Genomic DNA, 22,025 nt, shown 5'->3' with positions numbered 1-22,025 from the left:
TCTGAAATTATATATAAAAATAGCACCTCACCGTTTGGTGGAGTGCTTGCGTAAATAAAACAAGTTAGTGAATTATTCCTGTATTGTTTTCTCGTTTTCAATTACCTTTCTCAATATCTTTATACCTGTGTAACCTAAAATAGAAACTTGCACTTGGTTCAAATCACTTTTGCCGTAATCATGTAGCTCTGAAATAGTGAGCTTACTAAAAAGAATGCTTTTATTGTTTGTATCCCGAATAACGTGGTATCCAAACAATGTGAAAACTGGATTCAAGTAAAGCAAATCTCCCATAGTATATAATTGTCCCAAAATTAAGAACAAAATAAGATTTGCCACAAGAGTCGAAGGATCTGAAATATCTAACGATATCATTGGAACAATGAAGGTTGCAAGATAATTTAAAGTTCCTTCTCCTGCGTCTTCATACTTACCAATTGGTTCATTACTGATTGTTCTTGCATGGATAATCAGAGAATAAACAATCGCTGACCAACTTAGCAAAACAATCATCACGAACATGGTGACTACTCCATAAACATGATGCAAAGCAAAAGCGGAAAAGTTATCGCGACAATCCCACATGCCTATTAATATTCTGGCATGTTGTATGCAGATTAATACGTATAGTGGCACATAAGACATGATATACATTGACCATTTCCAAAAAAAATTCATAATGATTAGCCCCTCTAGAAACGGCTGACCGCTAATGCTAAAATTTTCCCACAGATGACTCATCAGTAATCGGCGACTTTTGTGCTGTATCTGCGATAAACCTGATCAATTCTTTAATTTGCTTTTTATCTGTTGGATCTTTAACCTTCAAGAGATCATTTTCAAACATTACGTGATGAAATGAATTGATAAATACTTTATCGCTCATAACAGTTTTAAACACTGTATCGTTAAGAGCATCGAACAACTTATTGACCCTCTCGGCTCTGAACTTCAATTTAGAAACTGACTTTGCAATTACTGAATCTTTTCTCGTGACTGTTCGCAAACCAACGAGGGTGTCTTCTTGGATTTTGCTTCCCTGAAGAACAGTGTCAATAATGTTTTCCGACTCCGTCTTATAATATTCGGACATCCTAAAGAAGGTCTCAAAGCTTTTCACATTGGCAACATATAAAATATCATTATACAGAATCAGTGAAACGCCTAAGCTAAAACCAATAGTATTATTCAAATCGAATTTCTTTAGTTTTGAATCGTTTATGGATTTATGAACAATTATTCCTTTTTTTTCTGAAGCTGAGAATAATTCTTTATACCCCCAAAAAAGTACATGTATTCGTTATTAGGAAGCGCAATTCTGACGATGTAGCATTTCAAAGCATTGATAGTTAGCTTTCTTAGGTCAGTCTGAAAGTCATTTTTAGCAACCAACAAATCTACTAAATTATTGATGTTAGAATAATCACCTTTAGTCAGATATGAAACAGAATCAGCTTCCCCACCATTGAATGCATAATTCGACAAATCTGATCCTTCATAGGTAGTTTCTGAACTAATAAAATTTTCTAACAGCGCTTCTTGAACGCCAGGTTCAGTCAATGGAGCATAAAAGGACGGGAAATATTCCTTTTGGTGAGTTTTTTTTATTGGTTCGGGTTCGATACCGTAATAAATACAGTTCTACATTGCCGATATAATCGTGTGTTTTCTTAAGTGTCCTTGCCTGCTGATATAAATTATCAAGCCCCTCAAGTTCCATATTTGTTACCTCCAAACATTGTTTGTGACCTCAGTATAGCAAAAATGGTGGTGGGTGGGTCCCCATCACCAACAAACAATATTTGGATGTACTGGCATTATATACAAACATTAGTTTGCAAGTCAACTAGTACAAAGCGAGCGGACGGAGTTGCACCGTCCAGTAACCGGTATCAATGCCTTCCCTTGTCTGCTGCTCGCATAATGGCCAAGATACCACCAAACATGGCCAATGTATTAAGGATGACTGGCTCCTTTTCCATTTTTCGCGGGGTTCTTCCAGTCGTGAGCCGCATGGTTTGTTTTCCGTTCGTACCCACTGAAGGATAAGCGGATATGCAACCGACGGGACTCGAACCCGCGACCTTTCAGCCACTCTAAAGGCTTTCTGGCTCTGCCAGCTGAGCTACGATTGCACTTGCTGTCCAGGCGATGGTTTCCGAGCCTGGTTGTGGCAGCTTTCATAGCACTTCGCGTAGTGCTATCTCTGCGCTTCATTCCACCGCACGCGTCAGCATGTATGCACACGTTTGGTTTACCAACTGTGTTATTACTATGCGTGCCAGCGGACTCGAACCGCTGCTATATGATGGCTTCCGATGCACACGCACTAGGCATTAGGTGGTGAGCTGCATGACTGTTATGCCTCAATCTCAAATGCCTATACTACAATTTAAATCGTTTATCAGTGGGAATACCACCTGTTTTTGTCCCAAAATGTTAAAACCACTAAATTATTCCGCGTTGCTTTGCTAGCAGGCTTAGCAGTGCGAATCGCTTTCGGTACACTGCTGACCTGCCTATATGCAGTTGGTCGGCTACTTCTGCCCAACTATAGTAACCACAGTGCTGATAGCGTAGCTGGTACAGGCTGTACTGGCTCTCGTCCATCGCCGCAATCACAGCGTGGCAGTCCCGCTTTAGCTTATACAGATACTGTAGCCGTCGGTCATCGTCACGCTTGATGGCAATGCGTTCTTGCGGTCGAGCAATGACGGTTGACCGTCCACCACCGATGTTGTCGTCCTGCTCAGGGATGGGATGATCTAGCTCATACTCTCGCACACGGATATCGTGGTCGATAGTCTGGTAGTCTTCAAACAATTCATCTAACTCCGCTAAACGCCGTTTTGATAACTCTTCGATAGTTAGTCACCTTGCTCTCTTAGATATTCTTCATACGCCTGCGCCGCTCCCGCAGGTATGCCCTCTGGTGTATCTGGCATTAGTCGTCACCTCGAATCACGCAGTATATGATGTAGGCTGTAAACGCGACACTCGAGATGATGGCAATCGCGAACACGCCTACTATTAGCCAAAATATGAAGTTTAAAAACGTTAGCATTATCATTCCTCCACCAGCACGCGTTTGTATTGGTGCTTGCTGTCCACGCGTTCGCATTCGTCCCACGTCCATTGCGCGTCCGGATATCGGTATCCCGGTAGCTCCACCCGTGTGTGTCCTGACCGCGTCAGGTAGTAGTCATGCTGTGCGGCATGCGGGTAGTAGCGCACGAGGTAGTACAGGCGTGGCTCGTCCGGTAATTCGCCCATCGCGGCCGACTTGACCAGACCGCCGATGTACGATTTAAAGGTTTCTACCATCCGTAGCCTCCCCACGGGTCGATGTCTGCCAATGCTTCCGCGTAACAGTCGTGGCTACAATACACGTCCGTATCGATTCCGTAGCCTCCTTCGTACCAAACAAACTTCTTGTAGCACCAGGCGCAACGACGCCAATGGCCTTTATTTTTGCTCATCGCGCGCCCCCAGCAATTCCGGGTTCTCGTAAATGTTGCCGATGACGCTACTGTAGTCTGCCATGTCGACAATGCTCTCGATGGCCACCTGTGTGCCACCATAACGCAACAGTGGCTGGAACTGGCCGCCGTCAAACTTGACTTTGTATAGGTCGCCATTTTCATCACGCAGTACATCACCTTCGTAAATTTCCTTGCCGTTGCGGTCGTGCAAGCCGGTGTACTCTCCCACCGTCTCTGGGCGTATAGGAGTAGCCTCCAAGTTACGTGGCATCTGCCAATCACTAAATCCGTCGTGGACGATTGCGTACTCGTAGTCGTACTCTGGAATTGGGCCATTAGCTATGGGTGCTGGTGTATAAGGCAAATGCTTCACATATGCTCCGTATATCCACCGCACCACATCTTCAGGTGCCTGCGCGCTCGCCGCCCGAAACTTAATCTCTCTCATGCCGCACCTCCTGTACATCTTCCCGACTAAACTTCACACCATACTTCGTCCACATAAAGACATTTGTGATGGCGAGCCATTGCTTTTTAGTTGGTTGCACTCTAGGAGTATGACTTAGCTTCACCACAACATCGTATGCGGGGAACTTACCACCTTTAACCAAGGTATTCATTTTTTTGGCGGTCTCCGTAGTAGATGATGTGACTTAGCCATGTTGTGGCTGGCATTTGAATCATCTTTCCCAGCATGGCTGTGCTCCCTCGAGGCACGGCGGAATTCTGGCCGTTCGTCCTCCAGCGCGGATACGACCTCCTCAAAGTCATCTAGGTCACCGCCATTGACTGTGACGGCCCATTTAGTCCACACCATCGCTATCCTCCGTATTGATTTCCTCGCGCTCGCAGTCCTCCAGGCCGTAGTGCTTGATTTCGGCCATGGTGAACTGCTGGGTTTCCTGGTGATTAGCCGCCCGATAAGCGGTGCCGATTCCGGCTGAAGTCTTCGTGTAATACGTTCCATCAGTCGTGTGCGGCACCTTAACGTTGTACTTCGTCGGCTCGACTACCGTGTAGCCGTTGACATAGGCACGTATGAGACGGTCTTCAAGGTCGTTGCCCTGTAATGCACCACCATGGCCGTTGGAATAACTTGTAATCGCGACAGATGGTCGGTACCTTGGATTCTTAGCCTTTTCCAGCACGTCCGCCTCTTCTTGGTTCACGGGTACCTTAGCCTTTGCTGGCACCATCTCGACTAGGTGACCGCCACATGCCCGAATGTAATGTACTGCATTGTCGTGATTAAATGCATAGCCAGCATTGTTGTCCATAAATTCAAACGTATCGAATTCTTCGGACCAGCCCAGATACCGTCCGTCATCGTTTTGCACCATCCACATGCTAGTCATGATTTGCCTCCTTCATTTTCCCTATTACATATTCGCTATACGATAGACCACATGCAGCAGCCTGGCAGGCAATCTCTTTGCAAATCTGTTCGAGTGCGTTTTTAAGGTCGTCATAGTGCACGCCATAATAGCTTTTGTCCTTCAGGTCAGCAATACGATTTGCCGCCAGAAGTCCAGCATCGCCGTGACAGAGATAGTGCTCGTCGTAACCCAGCTGTACCGTGTTGTCGATTAGTGCATTAATGCGTAACTGAATCGTTTGAGGGCCACCACCAGCAGTCATCAAGTACTGGACGATACTGCCAAGCTGCCCACTCTAACTTCGCCATACATGCCCATCAAAGACACGTCTTTGGCAGTTGCGGCTTGGTATACGGCTGACCGCCAAGCCTTAGTTTCAGGACTTTTAGTCATGGTCGGTCACCTCCACATCATCAAGCGCACTATCTGCGGCATCTAAAGCGTCGCCAATATCTGTAATTGCATCATCTAGTGCTTCGAGAGCCACATCACCATCAGGATCAATCGAGTTTGTAATGTCCCACATGGCGTCCTTCGCATCACTAATGCATTTGCGATAGTACTTATATTCGACCTCGTCCATCAGTCTTCTACCCCCACTTTCTCGAATCCGCCTAGGCGGTATCGCTCGATTTCCTCGGCGGTAAACTGCTCGTCAGAAGTACGACTACGTGAGCTGTCGCGCACGGTGTTAATAGCGCCATCAAGGCCCTTGTATAACCAACTCGTTTTCTCGTCGCCCGCCCACTCTTCCGGTGCTTTGACGTACCACCGCTGCGGTTGCTTGACCGTCCAGCCGACGTCTAGGGCACGGAAGATGTCTTCGATGGACATATCGTGCTGACACTTAAGCTTGGTAACGTAATAATTAGCACTGTGCGTCGTTAACCCATGGCCAACTTCCTCCTTCAAACTAGTTAGTAGCTCCCCGGTGTACTTGCCTACTTCCACCGGCTCTGCTTTCTCGACCAGCTCGACGACACGGCTATCGCGGTGTTTAGCCGCTTCTCTTGTAGCGTCATCAACACTGACGTCAGTGTACGCGTAAAATTCTCGGGTGATGTTTGGACTGTCCCACGTTGTGTCCCGCAGCTCCCCGTCTTCATCTTTAATTGCGTATAAGCTCATTTCCCAAGTCCTCCATTTTCTTCCACGGCCACGATTGCGTTGCGTAGCGTCTGTATGCCGATACCCAGCGCCTTCGTTGCCCGCTTCTGGTCGCCGATTGCCTTGTACGTTCGGTAGTACATTGCCATCTCACGTGTCACCACCGGCTTTGCTGGTGCTGGTTGTGCATCCACAATCAACCGCACTGCCGTGACTTCTGGACTGCCGGCTGGTGCGTCCGCGATGCTGCCGTAGGTGTCCTCAATCGTGTGTACGGCCGCCATCAGCGCATGGTCACGCTCGTGCCGCTTGCGTAGCTGTTCGCGCCGTCTGCGGTATGCGTCAGCCGACTTCTTGGCCGCCTGCTTGCGGTCCCACTTCAGTTGCTCGGCGGGCGATAGCTGGTGCCGGATGTCGTACTCCTGTTGTTTACTTGCTGATATTCGCTTGTGCATATGCGTCCACCACCTGTCCGATTTGCAGGTCGTCGATGTCGGCGTACCGCTTAGCTTCCTGGCCGTTTGCCCGGTGATAGGTTGTCACCCGCTGGCTGTGGCCGTCGTTTACTTCCACATACATTTAGTTGTCCTCCGATGTTATATTAATAGTGACCACTTCGCCGTCCCACTTATCAGCAAGTGCCTGTGCTTTCTTTTTACCGAATTTCACAGCTCGGTTATATAAATTGGCAATGAAGACTCCCTCTGCGCCGGATTCATCCATTCTTTCGATTTGTTCAAGCCAGCCGTTGCCAATTTTCACCAGATAATACGTATCAATTACTTTTTCCATCGTTATCTCCTTCGATTAATCTCACCGCGTCCTCTGCTGACCGACACACGCCGTAAATTACGGCTGGGTATCGCTTAATCATCGCCGCAAAGCGTTTCTGGTCTTCGCGCAGACGACCACGGGCGTTTTTACACTCAATTAAAATCATGCGGCCATCACTGTGCCGGAATCCGGTTAGATCTGGCCACCCAGGTGGCGGTCCTGCCGAAAACAGGCGTCCGTCCTGGGTTCGTACTGTGCCGACATTCGTCCGGATAATGGTGCACCCATGTCGCGAAACGGCCAGCATTATCTCCGACTGAATTGCATGTTCTGACTTAATAGCTACGCCTCCTCGTATATGACGACCCATGAAGGCAATATGAAGGGTCAGTTGCACGCTGCATCCCGCGTCGCTGTAAAGGTTCAACCCGTTTTATGACGGATATGAAGGGTAATCGCGGAAAGTATCCCTATATATATACTTTTATTACTTATAAATACTTTCAGAAGTAACCCTTCATATGGTTCATAATAGGGGCTCAGCGCCCGGTGCTATGCGGCTCACAGCCGTTCGTAGGGCCTTCATGTACCCTTCATATTATTAAACAACAATTAAATATAAGTTAATTATTGGCAAAATTTAATCGCGGGTCTGTAATCGGTCTCACACCTTGGTACACATTGCCGTACATTGTGTGTTTTCGCGGATATTTGTCCGCCATCTCTTTACCAAATTTTGTGCTACTCATCATGTACTGGGCATTTTCACTCGCCCAGTTTTTATATGCCTTAAACGCTTCATTGGCTTTCCAGGTATATCCCGGTCCCACCTCTCCGACGTCCTCGACAAACGCGGTGAGCACATCCATCTCTGACCGGTAGTTTTTGCTGGCCTCGACGACAACATCCGGAGCGGTTAAGCCTCACGTTGCCATTTCAGCGCGCCGTCCACCATCCAATTGAGAATGCCGATGGACTCGCGCTCCAGCTTGTACTTGAGGTCACGGTCGACTTTATCGTCCGGTATCTGCACCCGAAACGGGATGAGCATCAGCCGCCGCCAGATACCGTCGTCGGTCCCACGAATGATTGGCTTGTGGTTGGTCGCCAGCCAGAGCTTAAATTGCGGTTCGAACTCGAACTCTTGGCCGTATAGCTTGCGGGCCGTGACTTTGTCGCCACCGGTCAATTGCTTGACCAGGCCTTCGTCCAGTCGGTAGCCTTCGTTCGGTTCACTCGACGTAACCAGTCGTGCGCCTTTGAGTCGGGCAATGTCACTATTTGGCCCGGACTGCCGGTGCACCATGATGGTTTCAGCCTGAATGGTCTTAGCATAGCTACCCATGATGTTTGAGACTGTTTCCAGAAAGATTGATTTACCGTTGCGTCCTTTACCATGCAGAATAAACATGACCTGCTCTTTAGTACTCCCGGTGAGTGAATAGCCCAGCGCTTTTTGCAGGTACTCAATCAACGCTGTATCGCCATCGAATATCTGTTCCAAGAATCGTTGCCACTCGGGCGCGTCGACCTTATCGGTGTACTCAAAGTTGCCTTGCTGACTAAACATCTGCTTAACTTCGTGGTCGTGGAGCTCGCCGCTCGCTAGGTCGATGTAGCCGTTGTCGACGTTAAATAGCATGCTGTCGCGGTCGAACTCATCCGGTTGGACGGTCAGGCGATGCTTGGACTCTTCCACCATTGCGTTCTTACTGCGGTGCTGACGGCTAGTCTTCATAAACGCGGCCCATTTCTGCTGCATGTCCTCCGGCTTTACCTCTGGTGGGCAGATGATTTTCTCGTTTTTCAAGTCGTCGATGGTCAGGTCGACCATCTTGCCCAGCTCGCCAGTCGTATCAATCGTCCAAAAACTGCCGTTGTACGCATACCAGGCTTTATCGATTGGTGACCACCGGAGTACATCACCGAAGCGATCCACCAGCCGCTGTGCGTTACCAGTGTCGTCCCACGAGTGCGGCGGGAAGTCCTTGGGTTTGCCATCTTTCTTGTGTCCGAAGTTGAGCTTGTATTTCAGCGGTTCTCGCTCTGGATGATAGATGTGGTCGGTGTCGTTGATGGCCTTGTTGAGCAAACCCGCGCCATACGTCGTCTTGCCGTGCTTCTCGTCGTACTTTCCGCGCATGAGTGACGACTGCCGAAAAATTTCATCCATCTTGCTGTAGTCGCGGCCCGTCCAAAATGCTAAGTCGTTGGCAAACGCCAGGTCGGCTTCGGACTGTGATGGGTAAAATTGCTCCCAACCACCATTAAGCAGTAGCTTGATACGCTGGCCGGTCTTGCTGGCGAGCATCTTGGCGACAATCTCGTCGGCCGGCATGTTGTTCGGTCCACCGTCATCGCGGTCTTGATGGATCGCGATGACTTTCTTGGGTTCCAGATACTTCGTGTATAACCGTTTAAACTTCGCTTCGTTCGGCATGGTGACCACGTTGTACGGCCCCAGACGATTGCCGGTCATGGCGAAGAATCGCCCAGAATCGTACATCTCCACGTCACCAGACCGTCGCCGGTCACCAGGGATATGCCCCTTACCGATGATGTGGATGCCCTCGCCGGACATACTGACCTCGGTGTAGCTGTGCATTGCGGCCATAAATTCATACGCTTGATTGTCGGTGATGTCGCCGTCACGGTAGCGAGCAATTTCACCGCCAATGTGGTCAACGTCTACACCGATATACCCGTTCGCGAAGAAAAAGCCGAGTCCGTCCATCGAGTATGCAGCCAGTGCCGTTTTAGCTTCGTCAAATGTCACCCACTGCTTGCTATCTGTTGTGGACGTCTGTGTACCCGTCTTCGCACTGTACGGAATCTTCGTATACTTCTGTTTTTCAGGCTGCCAGATTTTTTTGATACAGCCCCCATTGAGCTAGGGACTGAAGTTCTGCCGGTATCTGCTCATACATTTACTGTCCTCCGCTTAGAACGGCAAGTCGTCGTCCGTGACGTCGATACCGCCATCGTTCTGCTGACTGCCGGCTGCCTCATCCGTCTGCGAGAATTCGTGCTGTACGGTGGCGAACTTCGTTTCGTGTACATCCCACGGGGCTACCGTATTGATGTCGCGTACTTCGCCGTTGTAGTCATTCTTGGCTTTCTTGACGTGCACCAGCACCGGCTTGTGCAGGATGGCGTTGGCAAAGTCGTCAATGCTATTGAGCACCGTGCCTTCAGGAATCTTGGCCGCGTCAAGCACGTACTGTAGTTGGTCGAGGTCGTACTCGCTGGTCGCCTTACGACGCCAGTTGTCCCAGAAAACCACGCGGTTGTGGTACTTGCCGTTCGTGTTCGGCAGTGCTTCGTCCAAGTCATTCCGGACAGTCAGGCGGATTTGCAGTGACTCTGCCCCGTTCGGCGTGGCCCGTTCACCAGCCTGAGTGATAATCATCTCGTAATCACCCGTCGGTAATGGTTCGTAACTGTTCTCTTGATTTTTGCTGTAGTCAGCTTTCATAAATGCCATTTATGCTCTCCTCTTTTTCTGCGGCAGTTTAAAGCCGCGTGCTTTTGCTTGGTAGTAGGCCCAGCCCGGCTTGTACCCGCGGGTTTTGCCGATGCTGGCTAGGTCTTCAAAATTATTTGCTTGTTCCGGATCGCGTCGGTCTGGGTGATGGACTTGCATTTTAAAATCGGCGGTCGTGACCTTTTTTAGCTTTGCCGTCTCGTCCACATCCTGTGGCTTAGCGACCTGCTTCGGCTGGATGAACCCGCAAACCGGGCAAACCGTGACACCACCGGGAATAACCGCGAAGCATTGTGGGCACGTCCTAATCGCTGGTGCGTCGTCTTGCTTACGCGTGCGTTTTTTTTGCGGTTGTCCAGTGTCCAGTTACGCGGCATGTCCGGCGGCCCGAACCGCCATACATTCGCAACGTGGTCGATAATCACCGCACGTTTGCCTGGTCGGTAGCGCATGCCCCGCATTGATTGCTGAATAAACAGTGTCAGTGAGTCAGTCGGTCGAAGCATAATCACAGTCTGACAATCCGGCACGTCCACACCTTCCCCGAACAGTTCGGCGTTGACTAGAATCAGCGTCTTTCCTGTTCGAAAGCTGTTCATTACCCTTGATCGCGTCTTGACTGACGTTTTACCATCTACCTGTTCCGCTGGATAACCGGCGGCATTGAAAGCCTTGGCGGTATCAATGCTCGATTGTACGTTGTGGGTGTATACGATTGTCTTGGTGTTTTCTGCAAGCCGTTTGTACGTCTTGAGAACATTCCCAAAAATTGCTCTGACTTTGATGGCGTCATCCATAGACTTATTGCTAAAGTCTCCTGTGGAGTCACGTTTTAACTTGTTAACGTCAATCAACGTTGGCGCATAGTAGTCAAATGGTGCGAGATAGTTGTTGTCGATAAGCCAGTCAACTTTCGGGCCCAAAATTAGGTCCTGGTATACCTCACCCATACCGTTGCCGGATAATCGACTTGGTGTTGCTGTGAATCCAACTAGCGACGCTTCTGGGAACCGCTCGAATATTCGCTTGTAGCTGATTGCCAGCGAGTGATGGGCCTCATCGCATAATATTAATTGTGGTGGTTTCAACTTCTCCAGCCGACGGGTTACGGTTTGAACCATTCCGACATAGCAGTGATTCATGTTAACGCCCCACGCCGTAAAGGTTCGCTTGACCTGTTCAACTATTTCGCGCCGATGAACGATAAACAGAACCTCGTTTCCGCGTTCGGTAGTCATTCGGGCAATCTCTGCCATCGTGGCTGTCTTTCCAGAACCTGCCGGCGACTGAACTAACACACGTTGGTTTCCTGAAGCAAGCGATCTACGAGCCGCGTCCACAAGCTTTTGCTGATATGGCCGAAGCTCACCCATGCCGATAATTCCCCTTTCTTGGCGGTGTCAGCACTGCCTGAATTGTCCCACCCACGTTCCACCCGTGAATGGATTAGGTTGCGTCGGTATCCCATGGTTTGGTTCCATTCGTGCATGTTTTTGGTAACTCCGTCGATGGTGATTAACACTGGGCGTGGGTCTTCACCATATACAGAGTCGTGAGCCGACCTCCCTTGTTTTTCGTATCGGTCGCGAATCGCCGCCGCACTGAATTTCGAAACTTCTGACCACTCGCTTGCCGTGTGTGTAACACCGTTTACAGTCAGCCTGAAGTTATTGCTTCGGTTGTTTTGTTGCGTTTTCTGGTCAGCCCACCGGCAATTGCTAGGTTCATAGTTGCCATTGACGTCAATTCGGTCAATCGTTAGCCCACGCTGGTAGCCATTCGCTCTAGCCCACGAATCGAATGCCCAAAAGTTTTTGTTCCACTCATCACAGATTGTGATGCCGCGCCCGCCGTATCTTGAATATTTGTGGTTATTTGGATTTTGGCAGCGTTGCCTCATCGTGTTCCACACTGCGTACAGCGGATTGTCTATTACTCTGCTCATCCCCGTCACCTCCAAACGCAAACAGTTCTTCGATCGGCGCACTGGTCCGGTGGTCTAGCCTGTTTTTCGCGAAGATGGCGTCTGTGCCCTCCAGGATGACCCCGCGGCCACCCGTCTTGGGGTTGACCATTAACCGCCCTACGACGTCCGTCAGTCCCAGCAGTCCGTCACGCACGCTGTCACGGATAGCTGGCGCATACTGGGAAAACGACTGGCCGGACTCGGCAGTGATGTTGCGCGTGTTTTCCCAAGCGGTGACCAGGACGTTAATGGGCGCGTCCATAAAAACAGTTGTAAGCACCCGCGAGAAGTAGTTTCCCCACTGTCCATAATCTTGAATTTCGTTGCCGATACCGTTCTTGCTTTCTCGGCCACGCTCCACAAACCAGTCCTTCTCAAATGCAGAAACATTATCGACCACCAGATTGTCGTATCCATTGATACGGCTGTTGAGATTGGTGAGAAAATCTTTCCATTCCTCCGACGGCTTGCTGCGGTCGAATGGTTGTACGTCGATGTTTGGCAAACCGGCCAGCACCTTGCTGGAGTCGTCTAGATCCAACACCAGCGTCTTACCTTTTAGATAGCTGATGGCGGTCGTCTTACCCACGCCGGGCTTGCCATATAGCAACACACGCCAGTTTTTGGTGCGGGATAGACTGGACGCTGATTTAATCGGTTGCACTGTCGTCACCGCCCTTGATTACCATGTGTGCCAGACCAAACTGTACGATTTGCTCCATCAGGTCGCGCATGGAGACGTTAGTTTCACCAGCGATGGCTTTCAGCTTTCGATGGGTCGGAATACTGATGAACACTGGTGCGGTACCCTGACGTTGCTTTTTAGTGTGGATGACGAGCATGTCATCGGTTTCTGGTAGTTCCATTTACTTGACCTCCAGTCGTGTTGTCTGCTTCAAAATCGCCCCGTTCACTTCATCGCCAGCCTGTAGCCGTTTCTTAATCAAACTCTTATCCGGCCGATACTCGGTGTGCTCGACCAGCGTGTCGACGGGTAGCTTGCTTTCGTCCACGATGTCGACGCTCGTCGGGTTCTTGCGGACGCGGACTAACGTTTCGTCGGTCTCAATCTTCTGCCAGTCGTGTGCTTCCATGGTCGCCTTAGCGGTCTCCATCAGCCGCATAGCGAGATTGCGATGGGACTTCTTGCGGGCCTGGAGCGACTTAATTTTCTTGTCAATAGCGTCCACGGTGGCGTTCTCTTCTTCAGCAACGTGTACGTAGCTGATGAGCTTGTCCTCAATCTCACCTTGGATGGACTCCATGGTGTCAGCTAACACGTGTGGATCTAGTGTGTCTTCGTTGCCCAGCGCACGGAGCTTCTCTTCCTGCGCTGTTAGGTGATATAATGTAGTCATATAGATATCCTTTCTATTCTGCCGATACGGGTGTGACCGTGTCGGTTTTTTTTCGTGCTCCATTGCTTCGATATCACTAGCCAGTTCGTCAAGGATACGAAACTCGATGGCGGCTATCTGTGCGCTATCCAGCTCGCCGACGTTGTCTCCGCATAGACTGTATGACATATCCTTAGCTGCTGCTAGTCGTAACTCCGCCACGCGGTCGTAGATCGCCTGTGGCTTGTTTGCCAAAATTCCATTGTGCTCACCTCCCTTCAATGTGGTTGTATAGCGTGTCGCCCGCGGCAGTGATGATGACCGCAAGTGCTAGCGTGAGTAAAAATAATGTGCTGAAATCTAGCATGGCTATACCCTCACTTTGTGATTGCTGGCGTACATGTCTAGGTCGTGGGTGTCGTACAGTACCTTGCCCATGATGACGACTGACGGCAGCGGCTCGTGCTGATTCCACCGCCAGAACGTTGCACGGGATACGCCCATGTACTGTGCAGCAGCGGACGTGTTTAAATAGCGTGGTTTGTCCATGTTAATCAGTCCTTCCTAGTGAGATAATTGCCTCCGAGAGGAGGTGATAAAATGAATTGGAACGATGCACAGGCTCTACAGTTTGCTTTAACCATTTTTGATAAAAAGGCTAAGTCCGCTCATGATTTGGTTTGGAAATCAAAGTTAGGCATTGCAACTTTTGAAACCTATTACGTCTATCAGGCGTACCAGTGATTAAGCGTGAAATCGGTATCGAGATGGTTAATGATCTCAAGTCAAACTTAGCTGTGAAAGACAACCTATTTGGCCTAATACGCCACCAGGTACTATCCAATTTCCATTTTGGTGACGACAACCTTATCAGCAATAGTTTCTTTGACGATGTACCAGAGCTTTTGCTTGGAAAACTTTCTGCTTTGGTATCCAACCTGGACTTGGAAAGTACACAAATCGCTAAACCCGATACTGATACTGTTTGGAACTATCGGTCACTCGATGGTGGTATCTCACTGCCGTTCATCAGCACTGATGTGCTTGGCGAAGTAACACCCGTCAGCTTAGTTTCAAAAAAAATTTGCCTGATACTGAATAATGTTGTAGGCATATTGAAGACTTGCGTACGCTTGGTCGTGCGTTAAGTCTTCTTTTTTTTAACAGCTCAACAATCTGCTTTCCACACTCTGCTACATCGGCGCTAAAAAGTTCATAAAGTTCATTAGGTTGGTTGTTCCGCTTGAATGACTGGAGATAATGTTCACGTGCGGTTTCTGTTTTCCAGTCTTCCATGTCTGCTGATTTATCCATAGTTAGTCCTCCTTAATAGTGGCGTTCTTTTCGTAGTAAGACTTTACGCGTGCAATAACCGCATCAAAGTTATTGAGTGTGAAGCCTTTTTGCGTTAACAAGTCGATTATTTTATTAACGACTTCGGTTTCCTCTTCGATTCCTTGAGTTTTGGATGTCATTTCGTGTGCCATCAGAATTGCCTCCTTAACCTTTCCTGCACCAAGTTCCATGAAGTATTTATCGACTACGTTCGCGTAGGATAACTGCGGGTCTGCCTTGCCATTCTCCCAGCGAGAAATCATGCTCTTACTGAATGCCAATTTAGAATCATGCTCGTTGATTGCTAACCAATCGTTGAGGTCATGCGCCAACTCGGCCAGTGATAGGTTCAGTAGCAACCGCTTTTCGTGTAGCTGTTCACCAAATGATGCTTCCATTGATTACACCTCCTTGTCTTCAGCTTCCACTGCCTCCACACGTGCTTCGTACAGCTTCAAAAACAGGTCACGAAATTCTCTGTACGCTTGTCGTATGCCGACCTGGTCGACCGGTTCGATGCGCTGGTTAAGTGACTCTCCATACAGTGCCAGTGACAGCTTGCGTAGACTGTCATGTATTTGCATGATATATGGACCTGTGCTCTCAACTACTGGACGGTCGGCAAAGTCGGTTGTGTTGTACTGATGCCGGCTGAATGTCTGGCCGCCGAGCCCGTTGCGATTTAAACGGGCTGTCATATCGTACCGACCATTAATGTCTCGTAGTTCTTCGGCTTGGATGGTTACGCCCTCGAACAATTTTCCTGCCGACCGTACGCCAGTATTTGGTGCCATCGCTTGTGCGACCGCCGATGCGATGACCTGCTGTAACTCGTCGCGAGTTATACTAATTTTTTTCCTGCATTGTGTCTCGCCTTTCTTCTACTAGTCCTCCTTAATATCCAAAATGCTGTAGATCTTCTGGCGAACTGCGATGGCCTTAGGCGTTAGCGTCCCGTTGACTGCGCGGCTAACCTCGGCCTCACTCTCACCAATGTGTTTGCCTAATTCCTTCTGCGACCACCCACGTTCCTTACGCTTGCGGATAATCAACATCTGAATCTCAAGTGCTGCATCCTGTAGCTGTTGTTCTGGCATAAAAGCTGCCTCCTTTCTGTGCTGTATATTTGTTCTGTGCGATAATTACCTCCGAGAGGAGGTGATTAACATGGTGATGTCCGATAAAGAGCAACGTGCCCATGAAATTGCTTTGGCATACTTGAATGCCTATTTAGCTAGTCTTAGCGCAGAGGCTAAAAACAACGATTTTACTTCCGCTACCGGTAGTGAAGATGGAAAACCTCATGGAATCGATATCTACAAGGCAGTTTTCAGCTCGGCAATGCGGAGGCTTTAATTGGTGTTCGTATTGCCTAACCTAGAAAGGACGTTGTTGAAGTCGACAGGCTTATGATCTTTCTGTATAGCCCACAGCGCCTTTGCTAAACTCTCCAAAGAGCTTTTAGCACTTTCCATATCAATCAGTGCTTTTGTCTCGTAATGCTCCTGGCTACTTCCGATAGCTTGGAGTATTTTTTTTACATCTTTAGCGGATCCTTTAATAATCAGTTCCATGTGTTTCACCTCCTTTCATGATTTCTTATCAAGTAGTTGCAAAAAAAAGTATAGAATGTCGTACTATTTGGGCATAGCAAATAGCCTAACTTCGTCAATCCTTTAGTGGTCATTCCCGCCAAAGTCCGAACCGCTAAAGGCTTGTTAAGCTGTCGCTAATTACTTGATGAACCAAGAATAATAGTATTCCATACTTTTGTCAACTGATTATTTTAGTATTTTATACTTTTTCTTTGTTTATCGGACCGGAGATGTTGATATGACTGTGGTTGAACGAATTAAAGAATCTGCAAAAAAAACGTGGATACAACTTAAAAACAACGGCTTTAAAGGCCGGACTTAGTGAAAACGCAATTTATAGCTGGAAAAGATATGCGCCTTCGTCCGATAAACTAAAAGCTGTTGCCGACGTTCTCGGTGTAACCGTTGACTATCTGCTAAGCGATACAAAAAAATCAGTCAGTGCCGAAATCAAAGCAAGTCGACATTGACGACGATGATGTCATCATGACTTTTGAAGGCCGGCCTATCCCGCCTGAAGATGTGGAACTAATGCGTCGGTTGCTTAGGGGGTCACGCGATGGAAAATGATGACTACCTAACCCGGATAATAAATTATGGGCTTGACCACGGCGTTGGTGTGCAGACCACGAGTGAGCTTAGTCCATATACCCCCTGTGGAAGTAACCCAGCCACTCACATGATTGTGATCAATCATAACTGGCACATTCACAGGCAAATTCCATACCAAGCCGCACACGAAATAGCCCACGTCCTACACGAGGACCCGGGTGTTGTGTACTTCCACATACCAACGGCAAAACGCGGCATCGAGGCAGAGGCCAATCGAAGTGCAATCGATATACTGGCGCCAATGTACTTTGATGAGGTCGAGCCAGAGGATGCCAACATCGACGAGTTTCTGGATGCCTTTGCGATTCCTTCATATATGTACGATGTGACCTATAACGCAGTCCGAAAATTTTACGAAAATTGCTAGTACCAATACGTCCACACCCGAAGACGTTAAAAGCTGGAAAAATTAGGAGGCAATGAAATGAAATTCTGTCCTGAATGTGGTCATGAATTGGAAACACCAAATCCGAAGTTCTGCCCTAATTGCGGAACGTCAGTGACCAACAGCGCGACTACGAACGCTGACCAACCTATCGCCGCTAGTCAAGGTACAATGCAGAAACTCCGGTACCACCAGCTATGGGGAACAGTATGTATCGTGACCTCAAAGAAGGACGCATCAAGGAGTACAAGAAGGCAATTGGGCTTCCAACGACTATTGACAACGTGATTTACGGGCAAATACAGCATTTAGCATCCGCTCTGGTCGGGCCGATCGCTACCATAGCAACCAACAAAAATGTGCTAGTCGATTTCGAGGACGACGGCGTATTCATTTTTGGGCTCAATGTGGCTTGCAATTTTAATGGCAAAAATGTTTGGGCCCCTGGAGCAAAAATCGAAATGTCTAGTGGTATGCTGAATGATTCTCTGGTTGTGGAAGCTAACGGCGAGCGTATAAAGTACACCGTTAGTAAACGGCTCCTTGGCATTCCTTGGCAAAAAGAAAACGCAAAGGCTGCGCTTGCAAAATTTAGTTAAGCACAAAAAAATAGCCCATCCCCCGCCTGGACAGCTTTGGGATGGACTAAGAAAATTAGAGGACAGAAAACGATGGAAACGGACATAGATAAAATTCAGTACACAACCCCTGACAGCAAGAAGGAAAACAGAGGGCTTCCTAACGTTGGCAAAAAAGGTTCCAGAACCAAAAAAAAGCTACGCCTTCTCAGGATCCCAAAAAGTGATGTAATACTTTAGTCCAGTCTGAGTGTCCAAGTAAACACTTTGATGAATTGAATCTGCTTCTGCTTCCTCAATCGTGTTTAGTGCCCTGTAGCCACTCGGTAAGGTTGACAAAACAACATCGTTTGGTACGCCAGCAAGTGCATTGTAATTATTTAGCAGTCCCGACGCAACGTGTGCACCGTCGATTGTGAAGATGTCGACCTGTGTATAGCCGCCAGAATCGTACTGGGAAAATGCTCTTTCACGAGCCGTTAAATCGTGCCTATCACCGGTATCACGATGCGCAATCCAAATGGATACAAAAATATTCGCAACAATCGCCGATATGATCATTGATAAAATCTGAATTGACACTATGCCCCACTTGGCAAACGATGATGGCACAAACGAAACTGCTAAGGTCATAACTAAAAAGTAGTACAGGCCGAACAACACACGAACTGAATTAGTGTGTTCCTTTGGCATCATGCTTGAATATTTACCCGAATTTTGCAGATGGTTCAGATTCCAGTATCCTAAAGCTCCAGAAGCAACTATTGCCTGTAACAGTACATTCATTTAGTTAACCTCATATCATTTAACGTGAAATACTTTCACTTAATTATAGCATAAAAAAAGCTCATCCCCCTACCGACCAAAGTAATCAGGGATGAGCTAATACGCACGCAAACGCTGTTTGTGTACTCCAATATACTACCATAGGAGGTATAATCATGCCAAAACGCACAAACACACACATATACAAATACGCTACCAAAACCGGCAAGCAATTTTATGGCTTTAAAATTTATCTCGGCATCAATCCACTGACCGGTAAAAAGGTAGAGCGTACGCGTGGACGCTTTGACAGTTACGCCGCCGCTGACCGTGAGTATAAAGCCATGGCCGCGGCCGGCATACAGACGGAGTATGACGATAACATGACTGTCGAAGATTTATACGCAAAGTGGTTTGAGGTGCACAAGCAGTCGGTCAAGCCTATCACCCAGTACACCATCAAGAGCCTGTGGAAGAATCATATCAAGCCACAAATTGGCAATTATCGCGTAAACAAGGCTACTCCTCAGGTTATGCAAGATTACGCTAACAAACTACCGGAGCACCTGGTTAACTACAAGCTGACTCTGTCGTACGTAAAAGCAATGTTTAGGTACGCTGTCAGCAAAGGCTTTATTGACAGCAGTCCGATGGATCATGTCGATACTCCGGTATCAAAAATTCCGAACAAACATACCGGGCCAAAATTCTACGAGCATGACCAGCTAACCGAATTCTTACAAGCGGCCAAGAAAGCTGGTATATGGCCGGAGATGTTTTTTTACTCTCGTGGCGATGTCGGGCATGCGTCGCGGTGAGGCTTTGGCACTGCGCTGGGACGACCTCGACACCGCCGCGATGACTATCAGTGTGACTAAGACCGTGACTACTGACGAAAATGGCAAGCAAACACTTGGGCCCACAAAAAAATAGCGTTCGGCGGGTTATCCCACTAAACGCTAAGCTACTGCCGTTGCTTCGACGATACCGGCTACAATCTGTTCCTGGCAAATACATTTTTAGAACTGTTGCCAAGGACAAGCCACTGACTCGCCAGTACATTGACTGGCAACTCCGCAACGTGTACGCCACCCTGGATCCCGATAGTAAGCTGCCACGCATAACTACACATGGCCTGCGCCACACCTTCGCGTCGCTTGTTTTCGAAAGTAACCCCGAGGTCACCCCGAAAGACATGCAGAACTTGCTAGGTGATGAGACTATGCGTGTAGTCATGGAAATCTACGTTCACGCCACCAAAGAAGGACGTGATCGTACTCGACAAGCAGTAAACAGTCTGAATATTCTGTGACCAAAAACTCACCGAAAATCTACCGAATAAAATGCAACAACGCGAAACGCCGTGAACCAAAGAACACTGATATATCAACGTTTTGCAACGCCCCGAAACGGCGCGAAACACGAATAATTGACACTACCACTATAACAAATCGTGCCGCGTTTTGAAACCGGGTCCAGTATAAATTCCGCCACTGTCACCCGCGGGCATCTGGAAACGGCACCCCTAAGTGCGCGTAACCATCCCGCGTGACCGTCCGCCCCTTTGGCGTCCGCTGGATGAACCCTACCTGCAACAGGTACGGTTCGTATACTTCCTCAATCGTGGAGCTTTCCTCCCCGATGTTCGCCGCAATGGTGTTCAGACCCACCGGCCCACCGTTGTAATGTTCGACCATCAGCCGAAGTATCTTCCGGTCGGTAGCGTCGAGCCCCTTTCGGTCCACCTGCAAAGCGGTCAAGGCCTGGTCGACTAGGTCGGCACCCACCTCCTGCACCCCAGCGACATCGGCAAAGTCACGGATGCGCTTCAACAAGCGGTTGGCAATCCGCGGAGTGCCTCGCGATCGCAACGCAATCTCGTGTACCCCGTCCTCAGCAATTTGGAGCTGAAAAATTTGTGCCGACCGGCGCACAATCTGGCTTAACTCGTCGGTATCGTAGTACGCCATGTGCGCGGTAATGCCGAACCGGTCTCGCAAGGGGGCCGATAACGCTCCGGCCCGTGTGGTGGCACCAATCAGCGTAAACGGCGGCAGCGGGAAGTGAATCGGGTGGACATCCGCTCCCTGACCAACCACGATATCAATGAAGAAATCCTCCATGGCGGAGTACAACATTTCCTCCACGACTTTGGGCAGCCGGTGAATTTCGTCAATAAACAGGACGTCGCCGGCCTCCAACTCGTTTAGCAAAGCCGCCAGGTCGCCCGGCTTCTCGATTGCGGGCCCACTCGTGGTGCGGACGTGGACGCCCAGCTCGTTAGCAATCACCAGGCCAACGTGGTCTTCCCCAACAGGTGGGCCGTAGAGCAGCACGTGGTCCAGCGATTCTTCACGCATCTTGGCGGCCTGAATGTAGACCTGCAGTTGCTGCTTGACTTGCCGCTGGCCGATGTATTGTGTCAGTGTTTGCGGGCGGAGCGACAGCTCACTCGCCGCGTCTTCGGCCGTCTCGTCCTGATCGAGCAACCGGTCGCTTTCATCTGCCATGGGCTACCCCCTCCTCACTATCTACTATAGTAATGCTTTTAATCCTGCTTGTAAGTATTCCTGTGTGGAACTGTCTGGCATGTCCACCAGTACTTTGCGGACTTTCTTCACCTGTCCATCAGAATAGCCCAGCGCAGTCAAAGCGGACAGGGCGTCGCGCAAAGTCGGGATGAGGTCGTCATCGGCCCCGGCGGACAAATCGAGGGCGGGCTGGCCGCCGTTGAGCGGCGCCGCAACTTTGCCCTGCAGATCCAGCACAATCTGTGACGCGGTCTTCTTGCCAACACCCGGGAACTTCGTCAGGAAGGCGACGTCGTTGTTCGCGATCGCGCTGGCGAGGGCATCCCCCTGCGCGTTAGCCTGGATGGCAAGCGCACTCTTGGGACCGATGCCCGTGACGGACAGCAGTTGGTTGAACAACTGCTTGTCACGGCGGCTGGCAAAACCGTACAGGGTCTGGTCGGTATCGCGAATGATTAACTGGACGTAGACGGTGGCGGTTTGGCCTTCGTCAAAGGTGAACGGGTTCCCCATCAAAACGTGGTAGCCGACGCCGTTCACGTCCACCACGATGTAGGCGGGGGTGATATCCACAATCTTACCGCGCAAAAATTCATACATACATTCGTACTCCTTTAGCTGTGCGTTACGCACAAGTGTTCGGCTTCGATTATAGCATACCGGCAGCCATTTGCGGGAATGTGCTGTGCTGGCAAAGT

At 49.1% G+C, this 22,025-nt stretch carries 39 protein-coding genes and 2 pseudogenes; 10 read left to right on the top strand and 31 right to left on the bottom strand.

The window, feature by feature from the left end; genetic code table 11:
* Nucleotides 1-72: 72 nt before the first annotated feature.
* The 23 genes and pseudogenes from JCM12539_RS10320 to JCM12539_RS10220 form a co-directional block, all read right to left on the bottom strand.
* Nucleotides 73-654 (bottom strand): KwaA family protein, encoded by a 582-nt coding sequence (locus JCM12539_RS10320; RefSeq protein ID WP_500778466.1) that lies wholly within the window; start codon nt 652-654, stop codon nt 73-75.
* Between the two features lie 61 nt (nt 655-715).
* Nucleotides 716-1,237 carry a Kiwa anti-phage protein KwaB-like domain-containing protein gene (locus tag JCM12539_RS10315; RefSeq protein WP_439645140.1) on the bottom strand — a complete coding sequence of 174 codons (522 nt, stop codon included), beginning with the start codon at nt 1,235-1,237 and terminating at the stop codon, nt 716-718.
* Nucleotides 1,237-1,560, bottom strand: coding sequence for a hypothetical protein (locus JCM12539_RS10310; protein WP_156302177.1), 324 nt, complete (start codon nt 1,558-1,560; stop codon nt 1,237-1,239). Before JCM12539_RS10310 ends, JCM12539_RS10315 begins: the two co-directional genes overlap by 1 nt.
* 888 nt (nt 1,561-2,448) lie before the next feature.
* Entirely contained in the window at nt 2,449-2,823 is a 375-nt protein-coding gene (locus JCM12539_RS10305) for a DUF722 domain-containing protein (RefSeq protein WP_054651258.1), read from the bottom strand.
* Nucleotides 2,824-3,066: 243 nt separating this feature from the next.
* On the bottom strand, nt 3,067-3,324 hold the full coding sequence (locus JCM12539_RS10300) for a hypothetical protein (RefSeq protein ID WP_054651256.1): 258 nt from the start codon (nt 3,322-3,324) through the stop codon (nt 3,067-3,069).
* Nucleotides 3,325-3,465: 141 nt separating this feature from the next.
* Nucleotides 3,466-3,930 carry a YopX family protein gene (locus JCM12539_RS10295; protein WP_054651254.1) on the bottom strand — a complete coding sequence of 155 codons (465 nt, stop codon included), beginning with the start codon at nt 3,928-3,930 and terminating at the stop codon, nt 3,466-3,468.
* A 168-nt stretch (nt 3,931-4,098) separates the two neighbouring features.
* Nucleotides 4,099-4,299, bottom strand: a complete 201-nt coding sequence (locus JCM12539_RS10285) for a hypothetical protein (protein WP_054651251.1) — start codon at nt 4,297-4,299, stop codon at nt 4,099-4,101.
* Entirely contained in the window at nt 4,286-4,837 is a 552-nt protein-coding gene (locus tag JCM12539_RS10280) for a DUF1642 domain-containing protein (protein WP_054651249.1), read from the bottom strand. Before JCM12539_RS10280 ends, JCM12539_RS10285 begins: the two co-directional genes overlap by 14 nt.
* Nucleotides 4,830-5,120 (bottom strand): hypothetical protein, encoded by a 291-nt coding sequence (locus JCM12539_RS10275; RefSeq protein ID WP_054651247.1) that lies wholly within the window; start codon nt 5,118-5,120, stop codon nt 4,830-4,832. Before JCM12539_RS10275 ends, JCM12539_RS10280 begins: the two co-directional genes overlap by 8 nt.
* Nucleotides 5,121-5,243: 123 nt before the next feature.
* A complete protein-coding gene (locus JCM12539_RS10270) occupies nt 5,244-5,441 on the bottom strand; it encodes a hypothetical protein (protein WP_054651245.1) in 198 nt (65 codons plus the stop codon).
* Nucleotides 5,441-5,986, bottom strand: a complete 546-nt coding sequence (locus tag JCM12539_RS10265) for a DUF1642 domain-containing protein (RefSeq protein ID WP_054651243.1) — start codon at nt 5,984-5,986, stop codon at nt 5,441-5,443. Before JCM12539_RS10265 ends, JCM12539_RS10270 begins: the two co-directional genes overlap by 1 nt.
* On the bottom strand, nt 5,983-6,420 hold the full coding sequence (locus JCM12539_RS10260; protein ID WP_054651241.1) for a hypothetical protein: 438 nt from the start codon (nt 6,418-6,420) through the stop codon (nt 5,983-5,985). The genes JCM12539_RS10265 and JCM12539_RS10260 overlap by 4 nt, the downstream gene beginning before the upstream one ends.
* Nucleotides 6,395-6,544 carry a hypothetical protein gene (locus JCM12539_RS13290; protein WP_156302175.1) on the bottom strand — a complete coding sequence of 50 codons (150 nt, stop codon included), beginning with the start codon at nt 6,542-6,544 and terminating at the stop codon, nt 6,395-6,397. The genes JCM12539_RS10260 and JCM12539_RS13290 overlap by 26 nt, the downstream gene beginning before the upstream one ends.
* Complete coding sequence (locus JCM12539_RS10255; RefSeq protein ID WP_054651239.1) at nt 6,545-6,757, bottom strand: hypothetical protein; 213 nt, start codon at nt 6,755-6,757, stop codon at nt 6,545-6,547.
* A complete protein-coding gene (locus JCM12539_RS12850; protein WP_082405484.1) occupies nt 6,741-7,079 on the bottom strand; it encodes a VRR-NUC domain-containing protein in 339 nt (112 codons plus the stop codon). Before JCM12539_RS12850 ends, JCM12539_RS10255 begins: the two co-directional genes overlap by 17 nt.
* Nucleotides 7,080-7,362: 283 nt before the next feature.
* Nucleotides 7,363-9,666: pseudogene (locus JCM12539_RS10250) on the bottom strand (phage/plasmid primase, P4 family).
* 14 nt (nt 9,667-9,680) lie between these two features.
* Complete coding sequence (locus JCM12539_RS10245) at nt 9,681-10,223, bottom strand: DUF669 domain-containing protein (RefSeq protein ID WP_054651237.1); 543 nt, start codon at nt 10,221-10,223, stop codon at nt 9,681-9,683.
* Nucleotides 10,224-10,430 carry a hypothetical protein gene (locus JCM12539_RS14295; RefSeq protein WP_225350352.1) on the bottom strand — a complete coding sequence of 69 codons (207 nt, stop codon included), beginning with the start codon at nt 10,428-10,430 and terminating at the stop codon, nt 10,224-10,226.
* Complete coding sequence (locus JCM12539_RS10240) at nt 10,409-11,596, bottom strand: DEAD/DEAH box helicase (RefSeq protein ID WP_225350351.1); 1,188 nt, start codon at nt 11,594-11,596, stop codon at nt 10,409-10,411. Before JCM12539_RS10240 ends, JCM12539_RS14295 begins: the two co-directional genes overlap by 22 nt.
* Before the next feature lie 498 nt (nt 11,597-12,094).
* Nucleotides 12,095-12,853: an AAA family ATPase gene (locus JCM12539_RS10235; RefSeq protein WP_082405481.1), complete on the bottom strand. Its 759-nt coding sequence runs from the start codon at nt 12,851-12,853 to the stop codon at nt 12,095-12,097.
* A complete protein-coding gene (locus JCM12539_RS10230; RefSeq protein ID WP_054651233.1) occupies nt 12,840-13,055 on the bottom strand; it encodes a hypothetical protein in 216 nt (71 codons plus the stop codon). Before JCM12539_RS10230 ends, JCM12539_RS10235 begins: the two co-directional genes overlap by 14 nt.
* A complete protein-coding gene (locus tag JCM12539_RS10225) occupies nt 13,056-13,781 on the bottom strand; it encodes a siphovirus Gp157 family protein (protein WP_054651231.1) in 726 nt (241 codons plus the stop codon). It abuts the gene before it with no gap.
* 114 nt (nt 13,782-13,895) lie between these two features.
* Nucleotides 13,896-14,075: a helix-turn-helix domain-containing protein gene (locus JCM12539_RS10220; RefSeq protein WP_054651229.1), complete on the bottom strand. Its 180-nt coding sequence runs from the start codon at nt 14,073-14,075 to the stop codon at nt 13,896-13,898.
* 51 nt (nt 14,076-14,126) lie between these two features.
* Between JCM12539_RS10220 and JCM12539_RS13285 the strand changes: the two genes are divergently transcribed.
* Together JCM12539_RS13285 and JCM12539_RS13280 are read left to right on the top strand one after the other, a co-directional pair.
* Nucleotides 14,127-14,270, top strand: a complete 144-nt coding sequence (locus JCM12539_RS13285) for a hypothetical protein (RefSeq protein WP_156302174.1) — start codon at nt 14,127-14,129, stop codon at nt 14,268-14,270.
* The gene (locus tag JCM12539_RS13280) at nt 14,267-14,674 is read left to right on the top strand and encodes a hypothetical protein (RefSeq protein ID WP_054651227.1); all 408 of its coding nucleotides are present in this window, start codon (nt 14,267-14,269) and stop codon (nt 14,672-14,674) included. Before JCM12539_RS13285 ends, JCM12539_RS13280 begins: the two co-directional genes overlap by 4 nt.
* Here JCM12539_RS13280 and JCM12539_RS15610 read toward each other — a convergent pair.
* The 4 genes and pseudogenes from JCM12539_RS15610 to JCM12539_RS10200 all read right to left on the bottom strand — a co-directional run bounded on the left by JCM12539_RS15610 (nt 14,600) and on the right by JCM12539_RS10200 (nt 15,958).
* Nucleotides 14,600-14,822 (bottom strand): annotated as a pseudogene (locus JCM12539_RS15610) (hypothetical protein). The gene JCM12539_RS13280 and the pseudogene JCM12539_RS15610 overlap by 75 nt on opposite strands.
* A 20-nt stretch (nt 14,823-14,842) precedes the next feature.
* Nucleotides 14,843-15,259, bottom strand: a complete 417-nt coding sequence (locus JCM12539_RS10210) for a hypothetical protein (RefSeq protein ID WP_054651225.1) — start codon at nt 15,257-15,259, stop codon at nt 14,843-14,845.
* A gap of 3 nt (nt 15,260-15,262) precedes the next feature.
* Nucleotides 15,263-15,655 (bottom strand): hypothetical protein, encoded by a 393-nt coding sequence (locus JCM12539_RS10205; RefSeq protein ID WP_054651223.1) that lies wholly within the window; start codon nt 15,653-15,655, stop codon nt 15,263-15,265.
* Nucleotides 15,656-15,745: 90 nt separating this feature from the next.
* Complete coding sequence (locus tag JCM12539_RS10200) at nt 15,746-15,958, bottom strand: helix-turn-helix domain-containing protein (RefSeq protein WP_054651221.1); 213 nt, start codon at nt 15,956-15,958, stop codon at nt 15,746-15,748.
* Between the two features lie 70 nt (nt 15,959-16,028).
* Between JCM12539_RS10200 and JCM12539_RS10195 the strand changes: the two genes are divergently transcribed.
* Nucleotides 16,029-16,217, top strand: a complete 189-nt coding sequence (locus tag JCM12539_RS10195) for a hypothetical protein (protein ID WP_054651219.1) — start codon at nt 16,029-16,031, stop codon at nt 16,215-16,217.
* Here JCM12539_RS10195 and JCM12539_RS10190 read toward each other — a convergent pair.
* The gene (locus JCM12539_RS10190) at nt 16,214-16,435 is read right to left on the bottom strand and encodes a hypothetical protein (RefSeq protein WP_054651217.1); all 222 of its coding nucleotides are present in this window, start codon (nt 16,433-16,435) and stop codon (nt 16,214-16,216) included. The genes JCM12539_RS10195 and JCM12539_RS10190 overlap by 4 nt on opposite strands.
* Before the next feature lie 269 nt (nt 16,436-16,704).
* Here JCM12539_RS10190 and JCM12539_RS12840 point away from each other — a divergent pair, with 269 nt between their 5' ends.
* From JCM12539_RS12840 to JCM12539_RS10180, 4 genes are all read left to right on the top strand, one after another.
* Nucleotides 16,705-16,926, top strand: a complete 222-nt coding sequence (locus tag JCM12539_RS12840) for a helix-turn-helix domain-containing protein (RefSeq protein ID WP_439645139.1) — start codon at nt 16,705-16,707, stop codon at nt 16,924-16,926.
* Nucleotides 16,927-17,015: 89 nt separating this feature from the next.
* The gene (locus tag JCM12539_RS10185; protein ID WP_054651215.1) at nt 17,016-17,435 is read left to right on the top strand and encodes an ImmA/IrrE family metallo-endopeptidase; all 420 of its coding nucleotides are present in this window, start codon (nt 17,016-17,018) and stop codon (nt 17,433-17,435) included.
* A 57-nt stretch (nt 17,436-17,492) separates the two neighbouring features.
* Nucleotides 17,493-17,741: a zinc-ribbon domain-containing protein gene (locus tag JCM12539_RS12835; protein ID WP_082405480.1), complete on the top strand. Its 249-nt coding sequence runs from the start codon at nt 17,493-17,495 to the stop codon at nt 17,739-17,741.
* Nucleotides 17,663-18,052 carry a hypothetical protein gene (locus JCM12539_RS10180; protein WP_054651213.1) on the top strand — a complete coding sequence of 130 codons (390 nt, stop codon included), beginning with the start codon at nt 17,663-17,665 and terminating at the stop codon, nt 18,050-18,052. Before JCM12539_RS12835 ends, JCM12539_RS10180 begins: the two co-directional genes overlap by 79 nt.
* A 177-nt stretch (nt 18,053-18,229) precedes the next feature.
* On the opposite strand, the gene JCM12539_RS10175 is transcribed toward JCM12539_RS10180, so the two are convergent.
* Nucleotides 18,230-18,817 (bottom strand): hypothetical protein, encoded by a 588-nt coding sequence (locus JCM12539_RS10175; protein WP_054651211.1) that lies wholly within the window; start codon nt 18,815-18,817, stop codon nt 18,230-18,232.
* Between the two features lie 155 nt (nt 18,818-18,972).
* Between JCM12539_RS10175 and JCM12539_RS10170 the strand changes: the two genes are divergently transcribed.
* The 3 genes from JCM12539_RS10170 to JCM12539_RS10165 are packed head-to-tail and all read left to right on the top strand — an operon-like array spanning nt 18,973 to nt 20,108.
* Nucleotides 18,973-19,614, top strand: coding sequence for a tyrosine-type recombinase/integrase (locus JCM12539_RS10170; RefSeq protein ID WP_054651209.1), 642 nt, complete (start codon nt 18,973-18,975; stop codon nt 19,612-19,614).
* Nucleotides 19,601-19,729 (top strand): site-specific integrase, encoded by a 129-nt coding sequence (locus JCM12539_RS14850; protein WP_162204124.1) that lies wholly within the window; start codon nt 19,601-19,603, stop codon nt 19,727-19,729. The genes JCM12539_RS10170 and JCM12539_RS14850 overlap by 14 nt, the downstream gene beginning before the upstream one ends.
* Entirely contained in the window at nt 19,710-20,108 is a 399-nt protein-coding gene (locus JCM12539_RS10165; protein WP_162204122.1) for a site-specific integrase, read from the top strand. The genes JCM12539_RS14850 and JCM12539_RS10165 overlap by 20 nt, the downstream gene beginning before the upstream one ends.
* A 184-nt stretch (nt 20,109-20,292) precedes the next feature.
* Here the strand turns inward: JCM12539_RS10165 and ruvB are convergent, their stop codons facing one another.
* Complete coding sequence (gene ruvB, locus JCM12539_RS10160; RefSeq protein WP_054651205.1) at nt 20,293-21,306, bottom strand: Holliday junction branch migration DNA helicase RuvB; 1,014 nt, start codon at nt 21,304-21,306, stop codon at nt 20,293-20,295.
* Nucleotides 21,307-21,330: 24 nt separating this feature from the next.
* A complete protein-coding gene (gene ruvA, locus JCM12539_RS10155) occupies nt 21,331-21,927 on the bottom strand; it encodes a Holliday junction branch migration protein RuvA (RefSeq protein ID WP_054651203.1) in 597 nt (198 codons plus the stop codon).
* Between the last annotated feature and the right edge of the window lie 98 nt (nt 21,928-22,025).

Origin of the sequence: Lacticaseibacillus pantheris DSM 15945 = JCM 12539 = NBRC 106106 (genome assembly GCF_001311175.1) — a bacterium.
Classification (GTDB): Bacteria; Bacillota; Bacilli; order Lactobacillales; family Lactobacillaceae; genus Lacticaseibacillus; species Lacticaseibacillus pantheris.
Note: the sequence above shows the minus strand (reverse complement) of the source record. Positions and strands in the feature narration are given on the sequence as shown.

Coding starts and splice junctions, on each gene's coding strand:
- JCM12539_RS10320 (WP_500778466.1), bottom strand. CDS start 654: ATGTATATCATGTCTTATGTGCCACTATACGTATTAATCTGCATACAA.
- JCM12539_RS10300 (WP_054651256.1), bottom strand. CDS start 3,324: ATGGTAGAAACCTTTAAATCGTACATCGGCGGTCTGGTCAAGTCGGCC.
- JCM12539_RS10295 (WP_054651254.1), bottom strand. CDS start 3,930: ATGAGAGAGATTAAGTTTCGGGCGGCGAGCGCGCAGGCACCTGAAGAT.
- JCM12539_RS10285 (WP_054651251.1), bottom strand. CDS start 4,299: ATGGTGTGGACTAAATGGGCCGTCACAGTCAATGGCGGTGACCTAGAT.
- JCM12539_RS10280 (WP_054651249.1), bottom strand. CDS start 4,837: ATGACTAGCATGTGGATGGTGCAAAACGATGACGGACGGTATCTGGGC.
- JCM12539_RS10275 (WP_054651247.1), bottom strand. CDS start 5,120: ATGACTGCTGGTGGTGGCCCTCAAACGATTCAGTTACGCATTAATGCA.
- JCM12539_RS10270 (WP_054651245.1), bottom strand. CDS start 5,441: ATGGACGAGGTCGAATATAAGTACTATCGCAAATGCATTAGTGATGCG.
- JCM12539_RS10265 (WP_054651243.1), bottom strand. CDS start 5,986: ATGAGCTTATACGCAATTAAAGATGAAGACGGGGAGCTGCGGGACACA.
- JCM12539_RS10260 (WP_054651241.1), bottom strand. CDS start 6,420: ATGCACAAGCGAATATCAGCAAGTAAACAACAGGAGTACGACATCCGG.
- JCM12539_RS13290 (WP_156302175.1), bottom strand. CDS start 6,544: ATGTATGTGGAAGTAAACGACGGCCACAGCCAGCGGGTGACAACCTAT.
- JCM12539_RS10255 (WP_054651239.1), bottom strand. CDS start 6,757: ATGGAAAAAGTAATTGATACGTATTATCTGGTGAAAATTGGCAACGGC.
- JCM12539_RS10245 (WP_054651237.1), bottom strand. CDS start 10,223: ATGGCATTTATGAAAGCTGACTACAGCAAAAATCAAGAGAACAGTTAC.
- JCM12539_RS10240 (WP_225350351.1), bottom strand. CDS start 11,596: ATGGGTGAGCTTCGGCCATATCAGCAAAAGCTTGTGGACGCGGCTCGT.
- JCM12539_RS10230 (WP_054651233.1), bottom strand. CDS start 13,055: ATGGAACTACCAGAAACCGATGACATGCTCGTCATCCACACTAAAAAG.
- JCM12539_RS10220 (WP_054651229.1), bottom strand. CDS start 14,075: ATGGACAAACCACGCTATTTAAACACGTCCGCTGCTGCACAGTACATG.
- JCM12539_RS13285 (WP_156302174.1), top strand. CDS start 14,127: ATGAATTGGAACGATGCACAGGCTCTACAGTTTGCTTTAACCATTTTT.
- JCM12539_RS10210 (WP_054651225.1), bottom strand. CDS start 15,259: ATGGAAGCATCATTTGGTGAACAGCTACACGAAAAGCGGTTGCTACTG.
- JCM12539_RS10205 (WP_054651223.1), bottom strand. CDS start 15,655: ATGGCACCAAATACTGGCGTACGGTCGGCAGGAAAATTGTTCGAGGGC.
- JCM12539_RS10200 (WP_054651221.1), bottom strand. CDS start 15,958: ATGCCAGAACAACAGCTACAGGATGCAGCACTTGAGATTCAGATGTTG.
- JCM12539_RS10195 (WP_054651219.1), top strand. CDS start 16,029: ATGGTGATGTCCGATAAAGAGCAACGTGCCCATGAAATTGCTTTGGCA.
- JCM12539_RS10190 (WP_054651217.1), bottom strand. CDS start 16,435: ATGGAACTGATTATTAAAGGATCCGCTAAAGATGTAAAAAAAATACTC.
- JCM12539_RS10185 (WP_054651215.1), top strand. CDS start 17,016: ATGGAAAATGATGACTACCTAACCCGGATAATAAATTATGGGCTTGAC.
- JCM12539_RS12835 (WP_082405480.1), top strand. CDS start 17,493: ATGAAATTCTGTCCTGAATGTGGTCATGAATTGGAAACACCAAATCCG.
- JCM12539_RS10180 (WP_054651213.1), top strand. CDS start 17,663: ATGTATCGTGACCTCAAAGAAGGACGCATCAAGGAGTACAAGAAGGCA.
- JCM12539_RS10175 (WP_054651211.1), bottom strand. CDS start 18,817: ATGAATGTACTGTTACAGGCAATAGTTGCTTCTGGAGCTTTAGGATAC.
- JCM12539_RS10170 (WP_054651209.1), top strand. CDS start 18,973: ATGCCAAAACGCACAAACACACACATATACAAATACGCTACCAAAACC.
- JCM12539_RS14850 (WP_162204124.1), top strand. CDS start 19,601: ATGCGTCGCGGTGAGGCTTTGGCACTGCGCTGGGACGACCTCGACACC.
- ruvB (WP_054651205.1), bottom strand. CDS start 21,306: ATGGCAGATGAAAGCGACCGGTTGCTCGATCAGGACGAGACGGCCGAA.
- ruvA (WP_054651203.1), bottom strand. CDS start 21,927: ATGTATGAATTTTTGCGCGGTAAGATTGTGGATATCACCCCCGCCTAC.